Origin of the sequence: Parablautia sp. Marseille-Q6255 (genome assembly GCF_951230155.1) — a bacterium.
Classification (GTDB): Bacteria; Bacillota; Clostridia; order Lachnospirales; family Lachnospiraceae; genus Choladousia.
Genome location: NZ_CATNVD010000014.1, coordinates 56,328 through 75,499, shown reverse-complemented (window position 1 = coordinate 75,499; position 19,172 = coordinate 56,328). Strand labels below are relative to the sequence as shown.

17 protein-coding genes and 3 pseudogenes are annotated in these 19,172 nt (G+C 41.6%); 3 read left to right on the top strand and 17 right to left on the bottom strand.

Annotated elements, in window-relative coordinates:
* Nucleotides 1-18: 18 nt before the first annotated feature.
* The 3 genes from msr(D) (at nt 19) to tnpB (ending at nt 2,202) form a co-directional block, all read left to right on the top strand.
* Nucleotides 19-1,485 carry an ABC-F type ribosomal protection protein Msr(D) gene (gene msr(D) / locus QOX44_RS12085; protein ID WP_072447152.1) on the top strand — a complete coding sequence of 489 codons (1,467 nt, stop codon included), beginning with the start codon at nt 19-21 and terminating at the stop codon, nt 1,483-1,485.
* Nucleotides 1,486-1,562: 77 nt separating this feature from the next.
* Nucleotides 1,563-1,940, top strand: coding sequence for an IS66 family insertion sequence element accessory protein TnpA (gene tnpA / locus QOX44_RS12080; RefSeq protein WP_072447154.1), 378 nt, complete (start codon nt 1,563-1,565; stop codon nt 1,938-1,940).
* Entirely contained in the window at nt 1,930-2,202 is a 273-nt protein-coding gene (gene tnpB, locus QOX44_RS12075) for an IS66 family insertion sequence element accessory protein TnpB (protein ID WP_072447156.1), read from the top strand. Before tnpA ends, tnpB begins: the two co-directional genes overlap by 11 nt.
* 191 nt (nt 2,203-2,393) lie before the next feature.
* Here tnpB and QOX44_RS12070 read toward each other — a convergent pair whose 3' ends face one another.
* The 17 genes and pseudogenes from QOX44_RS12070 to QOX44_RS11990 all read right to left on the bottom strand — a co-directional run bounded on the left by QOX44_RS12070 (nt 2,394) and on the right by QOX44_RS11990 (nt 19,172).
* Nucleotides 2,394-2,564, bottom strand: coding sequence for a cysteine-rich KTR domain-containing protein (locus QOX44_RS12070; protein WP_004614788.1), 171 nt, complete (start codon nt 2,562-2,564; stop codon nt 2,394-2,396).
* Nucleotides 2,565-2,618: 54 nt separating this feature from the next.
* The gene (tet(O), locus tag QOX44_RS12065; protein ID WP_000691758.1) at nt 2,619-4,538 is read right to left on the bottom strand and encodes a tetracycline resistance ribosomal protection protein Tet(O); all 1,920 of its coding nucleotides are present in this window, start codon (nt 4,536-4,538) and stop codon (nt 2,619-2,621) included.
* A 366-nt stretch (nt 4,539-4,904) separates the two neighbouring features.
* Nucleotides 4,905-5,141, bottom strand: a pseudogene (locus QOX44_RS12060) (TnpV protein); the annotation flags it as partial.
* Between the two features lie 62 nt (nt 5,142-5,203).
* Nucleotides 5,204-6,091 carry an IS3 family transposase gene (locus QOX44_RS12055; protein WP_283683371.1) on the bottom strand — a complete coding sequence of 296 codons (888 nt, stop codon included), beginning with the start codon at nt 6,089-6,091 and terminating at the stop codon, nt 5,204-5,206.
* A 32-nt stretch (nt 6,092-6,123) separates the two neighbouring features.
* Nucleotides 6,124-6,417, bottom strand: a complete 294-nt coding sequence (locus QOX44_RS12050; RefSeq protein WP_283683370.1) for a transposase — start codon at nt 6,415-6,417, stop codon at nt 6,124-6,126.
* A gap of 89 nt (nt 6,418-6,506) precedes the next feature.
* Nucleotides 6,507-6,647 (bottom strand): annotated as a pseudogene (locus QOX44_RS12045) (TnpV protein); the annotation flags it as partial.
* Nucleotides 6,628-7,785: pseudogene (locus QOX44_RS12040) on the bottom strand (helicase); the annotation flags it as partial. The pseudogenes QOX44_RS12040 and QOX44_RS12045, both read right to left, overlap by 20 nt.
* Complete coding sequence (locus QOX44_RS12035) at nt 7,709-8,920, bottom strand: recombinase family protein (protein WP_283683369.1); 1,212 nt, start codon at nt 8,918-8,920, stop codon at nt 7,709-7,711. The gene QOX44_RS12035 and the pseudogene QOX44_RS12040, both read right to left, overlap by 77 nt.
* Before the next feature lie 256 nt (nt 8,921-9,176).
* A complete protein-coding gene (locus tag QOX44_RS12030; RefSeq protein WP_117537637.1) occupies nt 9,177-9,467 on the bottom strand; it encodes a molecular chaperone in 291 nt (96 codons plus the stop codon).
* A 5-nt stretch (nt 9,468-9,472) separates the two neighbouring features.
* Nucleotides 9,473-10,348, bottom strand: coding sequence for a DUF4316 domain-containing protein (locus QOX44_RS12025; protein WP_283683367.1), 876 nt, complete (start codon nt 10,346-10,348; stop codon nt 9,473-9,475).
* On the bottom strand, nt 10,338-10,598 hold the full coding sequence (locus tag QOX44_RS12020; protein ID WP_117468702.1) for a transposon-transfer assisting family protein: 261 nt from the start codon (nt 10,596-10,598) through the stop codon (nt 10,338-10,340). Before QOX44_RS12020 ends, QOX44_RS12025 begins: the two co-directional genes overlap by 11 nt.
* Nucleotides 10,595-12,544: a YodL domain-containing protein gene (locus QOX44_RS12015; protein WP_283683366.1), complete on the bottom strand. Its 1,950-nt coding sequence runs from the start codon at nt 12,542-12,544 to the stop codon at nt 10,595-10,597. The genes QOX44_RS12020 and QOX44_RS12015 overlap by 4 nt, the downstream gene beginning before the upstream one ends.
* 89 nt (nt 12,545-12,633) lie before the next feature.
* Nucleotides 12,634-13,689, bottom strand: a complete 1,056-nt coding sequence (locus QOX44_RS12010) for a DUF5688 family protein (RefSeq protein ID WP_120106246.1) — start codon at nt 13,687-13,689, stop codon at nt 12,634-12,636.
* Between the two features lie 15 nt (nt 13,690-13,704).
* On the bottom strand, nt 13,705-15,816 hold the full coding sequence (locus QOX44_RS12005) for a DNA topoisomerase 3 (RefSeq protein ID WP_120106243.1): 2,112 nt from the start codon (nt 15,814-15,816) through the stop codon (nt 13,705-13,707).
* Nucleotides 15,817-15,891: 75 nt separating this feature from the next.
* On the bottom strand, nt 15,892-16,611 hold the full coding sequence (locus QOX44_RS12000) for a CD1107 family mobile element protein (protein WP_120106240.1): 720 nt from the start codon (nt 16,609-16,611) through the stop codon (nt 15,892-15,894).
* On the bottom strand, nt 16,586-16,894 hold the full coding sequence (locus tag QOX44_RS11995) for a DUF4315 family protein (protein WP_016439433.1): 309 nt from the start codon (nt 16,892-16,894) through the stop codon (nt 16,586-16,588). Before QOX44_RS11995 ends, QOX44_RS12000 begins: the two co-directional genes overlap by 26 nt.
* A gap of 19 nt (nt 16,895-16,913) precedes the next feature.
* Nucleotides 16,914-19,172: a C40 family peptidase gene (locus QOX44_RS11990; protein ID WP_120106255.1), complete on the bottom strand. Its 2,259-nt coding sequence runs from the start codon at nt 19,170-19,172 to the stop codon at nt 16,914-16,916.

Sequence of the window (19,172 nt, the reverse complement as noted above, 5' to 3'; positions counted from 1 at the left end):
AGACAGGAGGAAAATGTTATGGAATTGATATTAAAAGCAAAAGACATTCGTGTGGAATTTAAAGGACGCGATGTTTTAGATATAGATAATTTAGAAGTATATGATTATGACCGTATTGGTTTAGTAGGAGCAAATGGTGCAGGAAAAAGCACTTTATTCAAGGTGCTTTTAGGCGAATTAACTCCTCTAGGATGTAAAATGAATCGTCTGGGTGAACTTGCCTATATCCCTCAGTTGGACGAAGTAACCTTGCAGGAGGAAAAAGATTTTGCACTTGTAGGCAAGCTTGGTGTTAAGCAATTAGATATACAAACCTTGAGCGGCGGTGAAGAAACAAGGCTTAAAATAGCACAAGCTTTATCGGCACAGGTTCATGGTATTTTAGCGGATGAACCTACGAGTCATTTAGACCGTGAAGGAATTGATTTTCTAGTCGGACAGCTAAAATATTTTACAGGTGCACTGTTAGTTATTAGCCATGACCGCTATTTTCTTGATGAGGTAGTAGATAAAATATGGGAACTGAAAGATGGCAAAATCACTGAGTATTGGGGAAACTATTCTGATTATCTTCGTCAGAAAGAGGAAGAACGCAAGAACCAGGTTGCAGAATACGAGCAATTTGTTACCGAACGTGCCCGATTGGAAAGGGCTGCGGAGGAAAAGCGAAAACAGGCTCGTAAAATAGAACAGAAGGCAAAAGGTGCTTCAAAGAAAAAAAGTACGGAACGTGGAGGGCGTTTGGCTCATCAGAAATCAATGGGAAGTAAGGAAAAAAAGATGCATAATGCCGCTAAATCTCTAGAGCATCGGATTGCGGCCTTAGGAAATGTAGAAGCTCCGGAAGACATTCGCAGAATTCGTTTCAGGCAAAGTAAAGCATTGGAGCTCCATAATCCATATCCTATTGTCGGTACGGATATTACTAAAATATTTGGAGATAAGGTATTGTTTGAAGATGCATCTTTTCAAATTCCGCTTGGAGCAAAAGTGGCTCTAACTGGTGGGAATGGAACAGGAAAAACAACTTTAATCCAAATGATCTTAAACTATGAAGATGGAATTTCTATTTCACCTAAGGCAAAAATAGGATACTTTGCACAAAATGGTTACAAGTACAACAGTAATCAGAAAGTCCTGGAGTTTATGAAGGAGGATTGTGATTACAATGTTTCAGAAATTCGTTCCGTGCTTGCATCCATGGGGTTTAAACAGAACGATATTGGAAAAAGCTTATCTATTTTAAGCGGTGGCGAAATTATGAAATTATTGCTAGCTAAAATGCTTATGGGTAGATATAACATCCTACTAATGGATGAACCGAGCAACTTCCTTGACATACCAAGCCTGGAGGCCTTGGAAATACTAATGAAGGAATATGCAGGAACGATCATGTTTATCACCCATGACAAACGGTTACTTGAAAATGTGGCTGATGTAATTTATGAAATTAAAGATAAGAAATTAAACGTAAATGGTAAATAGCCGGTACCATGCCACTTGTTAGTTTTTGTGAGATAATTACTCTAAAAAATCTAAGGTTTTTTAGGGAGGAACATCTTATGGATAAAATTACTCACAAAGTCCGCTGCGAACAATGGGCTAACATAATAAAAGAATGCCTGGCTAGTGGAATGAATAAAACTGCCTGGTGCAGAGAACATGGTATTTCTGACAAGTCATTCTTTTACTGGCAACGCCGGCTTCGTGAAGAAGCTTATATTTCTACAGTAGAATCTTCTTCACTTCCAGCAGTAAGTGTACCGGCAGAGCCGTCGGTTGATTTCGTCGAATTAAGATTACCTGAACAATCCGCCGTATCATCATCTGCATTCAGACCAGATGTGATCATTCGAAAGGACTCCTTTTCGTTGGAGATTTCAAACACTGCTTCTGCGGAACTGCTAAGTAGGATCGGAGGCCTCTTACATGCTGAATGATGCAACCGGTTTTGACAAGATTTTTATCGCAACAGGATACACCGACTTAAGGCGTGGAATTGATGGTCTGGCATCCACTATTAAATATCAATTCGAGCTGGATCCCTTTCAGAAAAACATCCTGTTTCTCTTCTGTGGTAAACGTACCGACCGAATCAAAGGGCTGGTTTGGGAAGGAGATGGGTTCCTGCTTCTTTACAAACGATTAAATGTTGGCGGATTCAGTTGGCCTCGTACGAAGGAAGAGGCCATGAGCAGATAGATAACTGCCCGAAAAAAGGACATAAAAAAATCCCTCCAAATTTAAAAACAAATTCAGAGGGTAATTTAGGGTATAACAAAATAACCCACCCGAATATCGTTTTTTTTATTTGGTGAGTTTGTTCTTTCAAATACGAAACAAAAAGAGCCGATGATTCGTGAATTGTTCCACAATTTCATCGGCTCTGCGTCTTAAGCGTCTGGCTCTTTGATGACAGTTATCTTCAAGTTGTCAACTTTAATCAATCTTTCTTGTCTGCATTTTGGACAATAAAGGGGATAATTCTCCAAAACAGTGTCCTTCCTAATTTTATTACGGGTTTTGCTCCCACAAACAGGACACAATATCCATTCGCATTTCATCATAATTAGTCTCTAATCCTTTCAAATCTCATTTTATATGACTTTTGCAAGCTGTTAAGCTAACTTGTGGAACATATGCCGAACCTTATCTATACGGCTATTCGGGCGGCGGGGTTGGCAAATAAATTTACCAATAGCTGGCTGGTATCCTTTTAACTCTGTCAAGCAGACTCCCTGCCCATTTGTGAAATAAGTTAAATCGTTCCTGTATTCTTGAATACATCTAGCAGGGATTTCTCCTTTCAGAATGACCTCGTCATTCTTTATCTGAGTACTTACAATATCTGCACAATACCTTGGAGCATCATGATACGCCCGTGAGAGATATTCCTGCGGTGCATAAATTTCAAAGTGGAGATATGGCTCTAATAGTTCTGTCCCTGCTTTTTTTAAAGCCTGCTCCAATACGATAGGGGAAAGCAGCCGAAAGTCTGCGGGGGTACTTACAGGACTATAATACAATCCATATTCAAAACAGATTTTACAGTCTGTCACTTTCCATCCATACAGCCCCTGCTCGCAGCCATAAAGAACCCCCTCCATAACCGCATTTTGGAACGATTGATTTAAATATCCAAGTGAAACTCTGCTTTCATACTGCACTCCGCTTCCAATAGGGAGCGGCTCTATGGACAACCCGACAGAAGCCCAGAAAGGATTTGGCGGGACTTCTATGTGGATGGTATATTCTGCTTTTCTAAGCGGTCTTTCCATATATATAACAGTAGGCTCTTTTATTTCTGCCTCCACATGATATTTTTCCTCAAGGATGGCACAAATGACTTCCATCTGCACATTCCCCAAAAAAGAAAGTATAATCTCATGCGTTGTAGTATCCACATAATATTTTAAAAGAGGGTCGCCATCTGAAATTTCTGTAAGTGCCCCAAGCAATATTTCCCGCTGTTCAGATTTCTTTACTGCAATCGTTGTTTGGAGCATAGGGAGAGGATTTTCAATAAATTTTCTCTGCGGCAACAGTATTTCGTTCCCCAAAATACTGTTTAGCTGCAAAACATCATTTGGTAAAATTACAATATCACCAGAGCAGGCTGTATCGGATGAATATAATTCACCGTTTGTCGGAACACACATCTCTGTGATTTTTATTTTCTCTTTTTCAGATATTCTAATAACATCCCTCAAATGCAATGTTCCGCTATATATACGCACATAAACAAAACGCCGCCTTTTCTCTGAATATTCAATCTTAAAAACCTGCCCGCATAGTTCAGATTGACCTTCAGGCGTTGATGAATAAAATTTACTGGCAATTACTTCTATAAGCTGCCGAATCCCCAGATTGTTTTTAGCGCTTCCGTGATAAACGGGAAATAACGTTCCGTTTTGGAATCTCCTGTTTTCTTCCTGTTCCAGTTCTGACATTTTAAACGGTTTCCCTGACATATATTTCTCTAATAGTTCATCGTTTCCCATAATTACCGCATCCCACTGTTCCATATCGTCATTGTCCGTTACATTTATATGGGGATGCTGCCCAACCTTTTGCTTCACTATAATTTCCGAAGAAAGCTTTGCTTTCATTTCCCGATATACCATTGGCAAATCAATCCCCTCTTGGTCAATTTTATTGATGAAAAAAATTGTCGGAATCTTCATTATCTGTAGTGCATGAAACAGTATACGGGTCTGTGCCTGTATGCCATCCTTTGCAGAAACTAATAATACTGCTCCGTCTAATACGGATAAAGAACGGTATACTTCCGCCAAAAAATCCATATGGCCTGGCGTATCTATAATGTTGACTTTTACATCCTCCCACTGAAAAGATGTCACTGCTGTCTGGATAGTGATTCCCCTTTGACGCTCCAAATTCATTGTATCTGTCCTTGTTGTGCCTTCATCTACGCTCCCTAGTTCTGCAATTGCACCACTGGTATACAATAAACTTTCCGTTAATGTTGTCTTTCCTGCGTCAACGTGAGCCAGAATGCCTAAGTTAATTATTTTCATGTGATTTTCCTCCTATCAACACCCAAAAAAGGGCATAAAAATACCCAGTGATAAATACTCCTATCACTGGGTAAATAACTCCAATAGCCCCAAAACACTTATATGTTTTCGGGCATATAAAATTACATGATAAAAGTATTCTTAAACTGGGTACAAAAAACTAAGCCCCATATTAAAAGTGAAACGGGACTGCTACTTTTTGTTCCCACTATCAAATTGACAGTTTATTTAAGAATACCTTGCCGCATATTTATTAACTCCTTGTATAATACTGAATCTAATTATATTCCTTAACCCTTTATTTGTCAAGCTGACAAACTAAAGCAGAAAAAGCGGCAGGATTTCCCCCTGCCACTAATCATCTGTTTATGCAAAAATAATTTCCTTTTCCACAATCTCCCTCGCACAAGCCCTTATGTTATTGAGGCATCCTGTCCATTCTAAGGCGTTTTCTGCCTTTAGCTGTTCCGTTATGCCCTGTGCCTGTTTCATACCCTCTATGAGCCTTTCAAAGCGTTCCTGTGCCTGTCTGTTGATGTCGGCAAGGTAGGCGTTTAGCCTGCCGCTTGTAAGAAGATTGGTGTATGTAACTTTACGGTACTTGGTCCTATGTCAAGAAAAAGTACAAATTAAATGTAACCAATTTTCTCTGTTCTGAGCGAAGTTTAACTTGCTATTTTTATTGCATTCTCCTCGATGTTTTCAAGATATTGTTCCTCATATTCATTTGGAGACAAATATCCACAATGACTGTGAATGCGCACGGTATTGTAAAATGTTTCGATGTATTCAAAAATCAATTTATGTGCATGTGCATAATTAAAGATTTTAAACCGGTTGATCCATTCTCTCTTCAAAAGTGCATGGAAAGATTCTATACAGGCGTTATCCCATGGATATGCTTTCTTTGAATAACTGTGAATCATACCTTTGGTTGCTTTTTGAAATGCTTCCGATACGTACTGGCATCCTCTGTCGCAGTGGAAGATCAACGGCTTTTCAACATTTCTGACACGTTTTGCTTTTTCAACACATTCCACTACGTGGGATGCCTCCAGCGTCTCACTCAACACCCAGGAAATGATTTTTCTTGAATACAGATCCATCACACTGGTAAGATACACAAATCCTTCAAATGTCCAAATATAAGTGATATCTGAACACCAGACAGCATCTGGATGAGCAGGATTGAATTCCTCGTTGAGGATATTTTTGAGTTTCTGGCTGAAATCAGAGTCTATGGTTGTCTGGACATATGGTTTCACCCAATGGGCTTTGATTCCCATTTGACGCATATAGTTTCCAACTGTTTTTTCGGAAACATACTCCCCGGATTTTCGCAATTCTGCAGTAATTTTAGGAGCACCGTAGTTTTGATGGGATTCCTCGTAGATCTTTTGAATTTTTTCTTTTAAAACTGCACGGCGAACAGACGTGTCCGAAGGAACCCGTTTCTTCCATGCATTGTAACCCGAACGTGAAACGCCTAATTTTTTCAGTATTCCGCTGACAGAAACCTGACGTTTCACGGGCAGGGATTTGATTTCTTTCACGTACTCAGAAGTAGCCGTGTAAAGAGCTTTTGTCAGTTTCCCAGAATACCGATTGCTTTTTTTAACACTTCAAGAGCATCCTTCGTATCTCGTAATTCACGCTGCAATCTGGCAATCTCTTTTGCTTCCTCACTTGCATAATTTCCAGAACCACGGGTAGGAACCTCTCCTTTATGTTCCTTTGCTGCTTTCATCCAGTTTTTCAGTGCAGATTCGCTGACTCCAAGATTCTCAGAAGTCTTGCGAAGTGGCAGCTCAGGATGATCCAAGCGATACTGTACTGCATCCTCTTTAAACTGTTGGGAATATTTTGTACCTTTTGCCATAACCATTCTCCTCCTTGATCTATGACTATCATATACTATTTATTGAAAATGGTCATGTTTATTTTGTACTATTTATATTCTAACATCAACTGTTTTAGATAATCTAAATGCCGTTGCCCCCAGATGCCTATTGCCTGTTCTTCTTCGGCGGGTACAGTTAAGCACGGTATCAAATAATCCCCTTGCCTTTCGTATTTGCCGCCCAGTTCCTCAAATAATGATTTTGCCATTGTCTGTTACCTCCACATTCTTTTTTATTTTGAATGTCCGCAAAATCCGTCCTACATCTGCTGGCCGCCACGGACAATCCAGATGGTGCAGGGCGGCAAGCCGGGTCTGGACGTTGGTGCCCGCGCCCATTTTGGCCGTGGAGCCTAAAAGCACCCGCACCTGGCCTTTTCGTACTTTGGCAAACAGTTCGGCTTTCTGCGTTTCGGTTTTCGCGTCGTGGATATAGGCGATTTCCTCCGGCGGTACGCCCTGGGCCATCAGCTTTTGTTTTATATCATCATAGGCATTGAAAGAACCGTCGTTTTTGGGAGTGGACAAATCGCAGAATACAAGCTGGGTGCCCTTAATTTCCGCTGTATCACGCCACACCTGAAGCACATTTTTGACACAGGAATTGATTTTGCTCTCCGGGTCATCGGGCAGGGAGGGGTCGGCCAGCCGCTGATCCAGGGCCAGCTTTCTTCCGTCCGACGTGATTTTCAGCATATTGTCCTGGCGGGGTTCCACCTGTCGAGTGCGCACCAGATCGGCCCGTTCGCCCAAATCCTCCACCATCGCCCGCTGAAAATCGCTGGGCTTGGTGACTACCGTGATTTTATCTGCTTCCGGCACAGGCAGCTTTAACATTTCAGCGGTTTGAATGTCCGCCGCTTCCCGCCACATGGACATAAGTTCCGGGAGGTTGAAAAACTTGGCAAACCGGGTCTTGGAACGGAAGCCGGTGCCCTCCGGGGCCATCTCCAGCGCGGTGATGGTTTCGCCAAAGTTGGCCGCCCAGCTATCAAAGTGTTCCAGGCCGCTTTCTTTCAGCATGTCATATTGCAGGTAGCGCATCATGGTATAGAGTTCGACCATTGAATTACTGACCGGGGTTCCCGTTGCAAAGACGACACCGCGCCCGCCGGTGATCTCGTCCAGATACCGGCACTTGGCAAACATATCGGAGGACTTCTGCGCTTCGGATTGGCCGATACCGGCTACGTTCCGCATTTTCGTTGCCAGGAACAAATTTTTGAAGCCGTGGGCCTCGTCCACATACAGCTTATCTACGCCGAGTTCCTCAAAGGTGATTACATCGTCCTTGCGGCTCTGGTCGTTTAACTTGGCCATACGCGCTTCCAGGCTCTTTCGGGATTTTTACTGTTGATAATATCAAGGCTTCTACATTATCAACACTAATGGAATGAGCCGTACAGGAGTTTACTCTGCTGGCATATCCACCACAGCGATAAGAATACTGTAAGGAACGGTCTTTTTTGCTGTAATGTGTCTGTAAGGTCAATCTTCTGCCACAATCCGCACAATATAGATAACCGCTTAATCGGTTTGTGTGTGTACCTCTTGCAGCTGTTCTGTTTGCTCGTTGCCTTCTTCTTTGAACACTGTCCCAAAGTTCTTGCGATATGATAGGCTCGTGAGTATTATAAAACACATATTGTTCTTCTTCATCGGTACTTTTTCTCTTATGCAGCTTAAAATTCGTGCTGACAGACTTTCTCAAAACAGTATGCCCAAGATATTCCTGTCTGTCTAAAATCTTTCTAACGCTTGATACACTCCAAATACAAGGGTCTGCAAACTTTATTCCGTTATATTGTTCGGGGTGATATTCTTTAGCGTGTGCTGCTGGGATTAAAACCTTTTCTTCGGTCAGTATCTCTGCAATTTCTCGTGGACTTTTACCATCGTTTGCAAGCAGAAAGATATGCTTTACCACCTCAGAAGCCATAGGATCAACCACAAGTGTTTGTTTGTCGGTTGGTAATCGGTTATAGCCATAAGGAATTGAACCGCTACAACGCTTTCCATCTTTCATACGAGCGTCAAATACAGCCTTGATTTTGTTGCTTGTGTCTTTTGCATACCACTCATTCATAATATTCAAGAACGGAGCAAAGTCATTATCCGAAGCATTATCACTATCAATACTGTTGTTTATTGCAAGGAAACGAACATCTTTCTGTGGAAATAAAACTTCCGTATAAAAGCCAACTTGCAGATAATTTCGCCCTAATCGGCTCATATCTTTAACAATGATTGTTGCGACATTGCCTGCTTCTACTTCCTTAATCAACGCTTGAAAGCCGGGGCGATTGAAATTCACACCCGAAAAACCATCATCCGTAAAATGTCGAATGTTACCGAACCCATTTCTACGGGCATAATCTTCCAAGTATTTCTTTTGATTGATAATTGAATTTGACTCGCCAGTAAGGTCATCATCCCTTGATAAACGCTCATAAAGTGCAGTAATTTTTGAAGTCCTTGACATTCTCTTAACCTCCTTTCGTTATGTATTCTTGCAATTTAAAAAGGACGATGTTTATCGTCCTGTTAAAGTATAGCCCTCTGGTACAAATTTTACTATACTTATTGTCGTTTCAAAAACATATGTCCAAACTACTTTCTTACTAAAAAAAAGCCTAGAAGAGACATTTTCTCTTCTAAGCCTTATTACTTTATCACAGAATACTTTTTGCTTTCATTTTTCCTCATGGTCATGAGGCTTTTTTTGTTTAAATCGTGTCTTATGAATCATCCGACTTCTCCTCACGTGCTATTTGAATTGTTTCTAATGCTTTCTGAATTCGTTCCTTTGCATAAGGAGGTCTTAAATTCAATGATAACCGTCCCTTTTGGATTATATAGGTTTCACTTCCTTCTTTTGTTGAGTTGCTTAGATAGCAGCATTCCGGATATCTCTCTGCAAAATTCTTTAGTCGTTTCTGTAATCCCTGATTAAATGTATAGACACTATAATATCGATCTTCTTCATTTGTCAGGATAATCGTTTCTTTTTCATACTTTGACAATTTCATAGCATTTAGTCTCTCCTCCTTTCCATCTCCTGCTCCAAATATCTCGGTACCGGTTTTCCAGATTTCACAGCGATTGCAATCTGTTTTTCCCGTAATCTCTTGATTACTGACTCTCTTTTCTTTGGTTTCTTTTTTGAGGATTGGTATAGCTTCTGTGCCGGCTTTCTTTCCACACTTTTCTCTTCTGCATTTTTTAGATTATTTACCTGGCCATCCACCATATTATAGTTTTCTTCTGTTCCGGATTCCCAGCTTCTCTCATAAGTCCCATTCTCAAAAAATTTCTGATAATGTTCCAGCCTTTCTTTATATTTTTGATATTCCTGTTCCCTTTGTTCCGGTGTTTTCATAAGCTCATGGAGTTTCTGTTTGGTTTTTTCATCAAATCCATTCTTACATTCCTCCATGATCATCTTCCCATAACTATCTAGGATGATATAGGCAACCTGCCTGTGATATTCCTGATGCTCCATGAGATAAAACTGTTTTCCATCAATGATGATATCATCCGTAGCCATCCAGTTTCCCGGCTTTCCACTAATGCGGTAATTTTCCGTATCCAATGTGACCAATGTACCTGATGGGTTTAAACGGATGAACCCTGATAAAAGCTGTGGATAATCTTCATTGACATAATAACAATGGATTTCCCCATTCCGATTCAGTACAAGCACATCACTGACTTCACAGGACTCTTTCATGCGTTTCCATAAAGCAATTGCACTCTCCCCCGCCAATAATGGCCTGATATCCATCTGCCGGTAATATTCAATTCGTATCGCAAGTTTCCTGCTTACCGCTTCCTGATAGGAAAGGTGCCAGAGGTCTCTCCCTTCCGAATGACGGTCTACTCGGTAAACTGCAAATTGATCATTCTTCATAAGCATCATCCTCCAGGTTATTCAGATAACGATTCAAATCCAAGGAATAATAATATTTATCTTCTATCATCTGTAACTTACTGATCGCAGATGCAATCGTTTCCAGCAGATCGTCTTCCAACGGATCTTCTTTCGTTTCTTCCAATACCTCTAAAGTGTCTTTCAAAATATCTATCGTATCTTTTCTAGTGTTTTCCTGGAAAAGAGCCACAACCGCCAATTCATCTTCTTCAAATGTTACTTTACTCATAAGCTCATATCCTCCCTTCTTTTTTGAGATTTGGTTTTCTGTATCTCTCCTTTTTCTTCTTTTGGTCTGGTTTTCTCTACATTCAGAGACTTTTCTTCGATATATTGTTCTACACGTTTCAAAGCTTCCTGCACCAACTTATTTTCTTTATAGAATGGTATGGAATCTAAGATCTCTCTTTGTGATCTTCCGGCAACCATCAGATCCATCATTCCGTCATAATCGCTTCCTTCCTGCAGGTTAAATCCAACAGACTTGATCCCATTCATCCGTTCTGCCGGTATCTTCTCATACGCTTCTAAAGCTTCCGGCAAAGTAAGATCATGATGAACTTCTCCTAATACCGGAAACTCTGAACATTCTGCCGCATAGAAGCTGATACAGCTCGTTTGCTCTAAGACATCCTTTTTCTGAATGTCACTTTCCATTCCAAGTATCTTTTTTCTCTCTTCCACAAAATCCGGAAGTTCCTGGAAGCCAAAGCGATCCACAAAATATGCTTTCATATCCCCATTCTGATTCATAATCACAACATCACTGACAGACAGGGAGTGTACCTTATAATCTGCCGGTGGATCATCATTAAAAATACTGTAAATCGCATTCATATCTTCATTTGGCAGATACAGGCTGGAATAAACACATCGATACTGATCAGCAGTTACCGTGATCCCTTTTTTCTGCAAGTCTTCCATTCCTACAAATAATTGATCTTTTCCAGAGCCATTTTCATCTAAATGATAAATTGAGAGTCTGCATTCTTTTCTTGTAAACATCATTTCTTCAAAACTCTGTTCAAACCGTTCCGGATAGATTACTCGCTCTACACGTTCTTTCTGGATTGGATCTCCTTTTTCTATGATTGCATCTACCCATCGTTCCACTTCATTCCAGGATTTTGCAAATAAATGTCCCTGCATCCTATGAGTGCCGTCCGGAATAAACTGCAGATGTTGGGAATTGCTTTCTTCTTTTGCAAAACGGTATCCGGCAGCTTCTACTGCAGCAAGTAATTTCTCTTGTTTCTGTTCCAGCATCATTTCTATTTTTTCTGTCAGTTCATCGATCATTTCTCCGGCCGTCTTACGGATCACATCCATAGATGCTTTCAATTCTCTCATTTCTTTTCCACTGCTCCAACCTGCAATATACGGAAAACTGTATTCTGACGTATCCAGTTCAAAGGCAGAGCACACACAATACGCGACTGACTCTGCTTCCACTTCTTTTGTCAGCCGGTCCTTCTCGATGCCCTGGCTTTCCATGATCTCCTTATCATGTAACCTTGCATGTGCGGTTTCATGGATCGCTGTTTTTAAGGTCTGGCTCTGGCTCATTTCTTTTTTGATCACGATCTCTTTATCCAGGTTGTGATAATAACCGTTTGCAGATCCTTCGATCGCATCGAATCGTATCGGCACTGGTGAGATTTCCCGGATTGCTTCCAGGAATAAATCAAAATCTTCTACTGCCGCTGTCAAGATTTCCGGAGCAAGTGTCTGGATCGGCTCTCCTGTGGTCTGTTCAATATCAAATACTGTGATGGCCTTGAAACACGGAAGTGTGACCTCCACCTCTTCCGTCTTTGGTTTTCCATCCGGGCCGATGACTGGTTTCTGATCCTGATCCAATACTGCCTGCTCCTTTTTCCTTTTGATCGGCGCCGGTGCGATAATGGTGATTCCCTTCTCCCCTTTTTTTACCTGTCTGCCCATAGACTGCCAGTTCCGATATCCCGTTACTAGGGTGGCATCCGGTCTTTGCATGGCGATCAACAGCGTATTATTAAAAGAATAATTATGGAATTTTGACATGGTTTTCAAATATTCCTGATACCGTTCACTGGTAAATAATTCTGCGACTCCTGTTTCCAGGTTTTGCATGATACTGTCCATATCTTTCCCTTGTATGGGAAGTAATTTGGTTTTTGTCAATTCTTCGCTCATTCATTTCCTCTCTTTCTCTTTTAAAAAATCCCCCATACAGCCGTGTGTATGAGGGATTCCCATTTTATCGTTATACGGACTCTACACTTCTATAATTCCATCTCATGTTTCTTAGCTTTCGGCTGCTTCATACTCTGCTCTTTTCCGGTATATTCATTTTTATCGAGCTGAGCTGCCTTTTCTTTCTGACGCTCTTCAAATTTATCTGCCCTTTCAAATACCCGGTCTTTCACATCATAATGATAGACATGATCGGAAAGTCGTTCTTCCGGAGCGACTTCATTTTCATTGATCGTCTGGACCATATCCTCCAGAACCCGGTAATCAAATGCTCCATTATCTGGAATGACTAATGTTTCATGAGTGGAAGAAGGCAGAATAAAGAAGTCTCCCTGAAAGCCTTCCCCAATCTGATCCATTACTTCCGAATAAAAAATCACACCTGCTCCATCCACTGTCTGTGAGTTCGTTACAATAAACATCGGATTCTCACTTCCCATTCCATTTGAGATAGCTTCTGCAATACTCTGAACAGATTCATCTTTCAGAATTGTTTCTGATCCCATTCCCATAAGCTGCTCGATTATACTTCCCATTACCATCACATGGATGGGTCTGACATTCGGACTGTTTTCCATAGCATCTGCATGAAGCTGTTCCTCACTAATCCCATAACGCTTTAAAATATCATTCGTGATCGTCGTAGAACCCACCCCAATATCATCAATGCTGATTGCAAGATGATAGGTAATTGCCAGATCTTCTCTCATCTGGTGAGGTACGTTCTGCAGCATTTCTTCATTTTTTTCTGCTGAAGATACGCGGATGAACAGCTTATCCTTTGCATTCTCATATTCTGTGATGCTCTTCGGATCAAACTGTTCCGGTGCATCAAGCACCAGCTCCGTAATATTTCTCAAAATGTTTTCCATAGAATTCTGTGGATCTGACTGGAACATTTCGTATAACTGATTCAGGTTAAAGGTCGGCGCGATTACCTGATTTTCTTTTAAGACCGTGATTCCGAGATAATTCTCATTTAATTTCTTGATTTCTTCGATTCTTACCTGTGCATCTTCATATTCAATCGGAAGAAACTGTTTAATTCCTCCCTTTACTTCGTCAACAAATTGATTAAAATCCATATCTTATTCCTCCTTCTATTTTCTCTTATTTTTCTTCGTTGTTTTCTTTTTCGGGAAAGATAATGAAAATGTCACTCTCCCGTTTTCATCGGCTTCCATATGCAGATCTGCTTCAAAATACAGATCTTTTTTTCTGGAATACAGATCCTTCACATGAACACTTCCATTCTTCAAAAGCTCAGCAGCCATCCTGGCATCCATATCCTTTTCCATACTCTGTAAATACTTGTTTTCTTTCCAGAGACAAAAATTACATGCACGGTTACCGCAATAGAAATTTTTCTTTCCTTCATAGACCAGGCCGCCACAGACCGGACAGGTTCCCACGCTCTCTTTTTTCTGGAACCTTCGTGTCTCTTCTTCCGGAATGGAGTCACAATGATTCAGCATCATGGAAAGCAACTTTTCGATACCTGTCATAAACTGCCCCGGAGCCATCTTTCCCTGCTCCATCTCTAACAGTTGATTTTCCCATTCGGCTGTCATGGTGGCAGACTTCAAGAAATCCGGTAAGATATCGATCAATACTTTTCCGTCCTCTGTTGGAAGGATCTGTTTGCCTTTTCGTACCGCATACTGGGAAGCGATCAGTTTTTCTATGATCCCTGCTCTTGTTGCCGGAGTGCCCAGCCCTTTCTTCTCGGTATCTTCCTCAAATTCTTTATTTCCAGCGGTCTCCATAGCTGCAAGCAAGGTATCCTCACTGTATGGTTTCGGCGGTACTGTGAAATGTTCCGTTTTCACTGCCGATACGTTATAAAACTTCTGGTCTACTTCTACTTTGGGAATGCTGTCTTTTCCTGCATCCGCCGGGTTTTCTATGGCAAGTCCCTCCTCATTCTTAAAGCATTCCTCATATAGTTTCCAACCGATCTGTTTGATCACTTTTCCTTTTGCTTTAAATATTTCATCCTGACATCGTACTTCTACCTCTGTTTCCATGAATACATGATCTTCTTCCATTGCTTCTACGGTATGTACTGCGATCAGGAATAAAATCTTCTGTTCCCATTCTCTTAACTTAGAGAAGTCAAATTCTGCAAGTTCTACTGTAGGAATGATTGCATGATGATCTGATACTTTCTTGTTATTCAGCACCTTCTTTACCTCCGGTGTTTTGGGCTGGTCAAACGGTCCCATCAATTGATATTTCTCATGGATCTTACGGATCACTTGTTTCGCTGTTTCTTCCATATCACTTGTCAAATACTGGCTGTCTGTACGTGGATAAGTGATCAGCTTCTGCTCATACAGGCTCTGTGCCGCATTTAATGTCTGCTGAGCAGTCATTCCATAGATACGGTTCGCCTCTCTCTGTAGGGTTGTCAGGTCATACAGTTTCGGCGGTTTTACCGTCTTTTCCTTTGACTCCACCTTTTCCACAATCGCATCGCTGCCCTGACAGGTTTTCCACACTCTTTCTGCTTCTTCCACATCGAAGATTTTCTTCTTCTCTGCGATCAGTCCATCACAATCCAAAACTACATTAAAATATTTTTCTTTTTTGAAACCGGAAATCTGCTTCTGCCTTTCAACAAGCATGGCAAGTGTCGGTGTCTGCACGCGTCCAACTGTCAGCTTTTTAAAATATTTTGTTGTGTAAGCTCTTGTCGCATTCATACCGACAAGCCAGTCTGCCTGTGCCCGGCAAACCGCCGCTTCTGCCAGATTATGATAGGTTTCTCCAGCTTTCAGATGTTCCATCCCTTCTAAGATCGAAGAACTTTCCAGCGAACTGATCCATAATCTCTTGACCGGCTTTTTACTTCCGGACAGATCATATACATGCTTAAAGATAAGTTCTCCTTCCCGTCCGGCGTCACAGGCATTTACCACAAACTCGATATCCGGGCGGTTCAGCAGCTTTTTCAAAATATAGAACTGTTCTTTCTTATCTTTGGATACTGCCAGTTTCCATTCCTCTGGGATGATCGGAAGATCCTCATACAGCCATCTGGTAAACCTTTCATCATAAGAATCCGGTGGAACATATTCTGCAAGATGGCCAAAACACCAACTGACAATGCATCCCTTTCCTTCCAGATACCCTTCTTCTTTTTTTGATGCCCCGATCACTTCTGCAATCGCTTTGGACACGCTTGGTTTTTCTGCAATTACTAAATACATAACTTATTACCTCCTTCATATAACGAAAGGAAACGCCCCAAAAATACAGGGCGTTCCACTCATTTTTTTTATTTTTTATTCATTTTCTTCTTCCCGGTCTTCAAATTCATCCTCATTGATGATTTCCAATCCGTCACTTGTTTCCAGTCCTTCCTCTTCAAAATCCTCTTCTTCCTCTTTCTTTGGCTTATAGATCTTGAAGTAGTAATAAGCTGCAACTCCACCTAACGCAAGAATAAGGATCGCTGCCATTGCTCCCATATTCGCTTGTGGCATCTTCTCTTTTTCCGGCTTTTCTATCTCTTCTTTTTTATTGGTTTCTTCGGTTTTATTTTCATCGATGACTACCTGCGGAGTGGGTGTGACAGTTGCCGGCTCTTTTTCCTGATCCACAAATTCCTTCAGATCATTTTCATCTACCTGGGATAACAGATATACATTCTGGGAGGTAGAACTACGGTCAATCACAAGATAAAAGGTATTGTTATTCTTTGTTGTGATCGTAAGGAATTCTTTACTGGATCCATTCTGGATATCATCCTGAACTTCCCCATTTCCCGGTTCTGTAAAAGCATCTTCTTTCTTCTCTGTTGTATTATTTTCCGGCAGAACCCCCTCATCTACCGGCTTTTCTGTTTCTTCATTCTGTACCGTCTCCGTCTGTGCCGCTTCTGTATTTGCCGTCTCTGCTGACGGATCCACATATGCAAAGGCTGTTGTAGATGCGGAAAAAAGCACCATAACGCCTAACAATACTCCTGCCACTTTCTTATTCAGTTTTTTCCATTTCACCATACGGATGTCCCTCCTCTTTCTTTTCTGTAAATACAAAGGAGCCTGTTCCTTCTTCCTCAGACTCCTGGCTGACCTGAAATTTTACGGTTCCTTCCTGGATTCCATTCAGAAGATCATGCAGGGCATGACTGTCTAATTTCATTCCACGGATGCTTTTGATCATCTCATTATCTTCTTCCTGTTTTAAAGCAGCATGAAGTCCTTTGAGATACTGCTGAAGATCAGCGATCTTCTGTTCTGTCTTATGGATCTCCTCCATATATTTCTTGATTTTTTTATTCAAATCTTTCACTCTCCTTTTCTTATGGCAATCTGCCAAAACACATAAAATGTTGCTGCCAGTATGCTGTACCGATATTGGAATAATGGATCGGATCCCCACAATGGATCATCATGTTATTTCCCACATAGATACCCACATGGCTTGCTCCTGGCGTACTGTACGTTCCCTGGAAAAAGATCAGATCCCCTGGCTTTGCATCGCCCGGAGAAACAAACGTACAACTGTTTCGCAATCCCTCTGCGGTCTGTCTTCCCAGATTCCATCCATTTCCACAATGATTGATCACATAGGATACAAATCCGGAACAGTCAAATCCAGAAGGAGAATATCCTCCCCATACATACGGAACTCCCAGATATTTCTCTGCTTCCCGGATCATCCGGGCAAATTCTTCATCCTGCAATGCCTCCGGTGGTATCTCATAACTCATTCCGTCTGAACCGGATCCCGTGGAGATATTTCCGATATCCCACAAATAATTTCTGTTTCCATAGGTGGTATTTAAAGCATTGTATAGGATCATCTGTTCCTCATTCAGATTGGCTCTTGCGACTGCATCAAATCCTGTATTCCCTAAGGTTACATACAAGATCTTTTTCGTTGTTGTATTCGTTACCGTCACTTCATTGCTTCCGTTACTATCCGCAATAAACGCTTCCCAGGTCTTATGACCATGTGCGGATGCTGCGCTATGATTATCATAGTAAACATCGAACTGCACTCCATATCTTGCAAAGGCTCCCGTATCCTCTACGGTATATTCCACGCCATTCATCACAATCTTTGTTCCCATCGGAACAAATGGATCAGAAGCATCTACCGCGATCGTATGGTTTGCGGTTGGATAAACGCCACTCGCTGTAGGACCGCCTGACCATTGTCCGCAACAGATTGAACAATTACAGTAACCGCTGGTAACTACGTTCCCTAAGGATTCCCCTACCCGTACCGTCTTCGTTTCTGTCACGGTTTCTGTTTTGCTTTCTGTATCCAAGCTGTACTGTGCTTCAAATAAAGCCTGTAATTCATCCTTGATATCTTCAAATTTCCAATCCCCATATTTTGCTGTCAGATAGGAGATCAGATGATACGGATTATGAGCAATCTCTCCTACGTTGTACTGGTATTCATCATAGTCCGGATGAGTGGTTTCCATCTCATTGATCTGCTGGTTCAAAGCTGTTTCCAAAGAAACATAGTAGTTCTCAGCCGCATAGATATCTTCATCTGTTCCCGGATATGTGGTGATCTCGATCACAGAGCCGCCCCCTTGTATGGAAGCGCTGCAGCTTCCCAAAGATACTGCCACGATCAGAAATAAAAGCACAAAAATACCGGCGCCAAAAAATACAGCCCGATTCCGCTTCACAATCTCTTTTAATGCGATCTTCGCTTTCACGGTTATATTCTCAACGCCGGCAACAGTTGCTGCACTGCCTGCAGATTTTCCTGTTCTGGCAGCCCGATAGGCATCCTTATATCGTTTTCTCTGAAAAAAGCGGTTCAGAACCCTTTTCTTCTCTTCCGACTTTTTGGCCGTTTCCTCCGCCCCTGCTTTTCCCATGCTGTCACTCATATCAAATTTTAACTTTTCTCCGGTTTCATCCAGATGATATCCTCTCCGGTTTGCCTTTACATCTGCACGCTGGCTCCGAAGCTGTGCATAGCGCAGACCTCTTATTGCTGTTTCGGTTCCTCTTTCTGCAAACTGAACCGTTTCCGTTGCAACATCCTGTTCCTCTTCTTCTGGATCCGATACCCCTTTTGAAATTGCATCCCTTACCGCATACCTTCCAATGGTTCTGCCCGGTTTTATCCCCGGTCCTTTTACCATCTGATTTTCCTCATCATCAAAGGATAACCTTCCGGATTTTGCCTGCTCTTTTCTCATCTGTTTCTGGATCTGCTTTTTCCGGATCTTTTTCTTCTGTCCGGTCAAGGAGTCATCTTCCGGTATCTGCGCATGTTCCCGAAACTTTTTCTTGTATTGGGGAGATTTTTCAGATACGTTTTTCTCCCCAGCTCCCTCTCCGTCTAACACAGATTCTTCTAAAATAGGTTCCTCAGATATTGCTTCTTTTCGCAAAGAGGAGTTTCGGATCTGCTTTTTTTGCAGATTCCGTTCCTCGCTTTGTCCATCTGACAGCTTGTCTTTCTTCTTTTCCCGGTCAAAAACAAAGTCCTGTTTCATTTCCGGCGGTCTGCCTCGGCTTTTATGGCTGATATCTTTTACAGAACCATCTGCCAGATTTTCTTCCGTCAGACCGTCTCTTGTCAT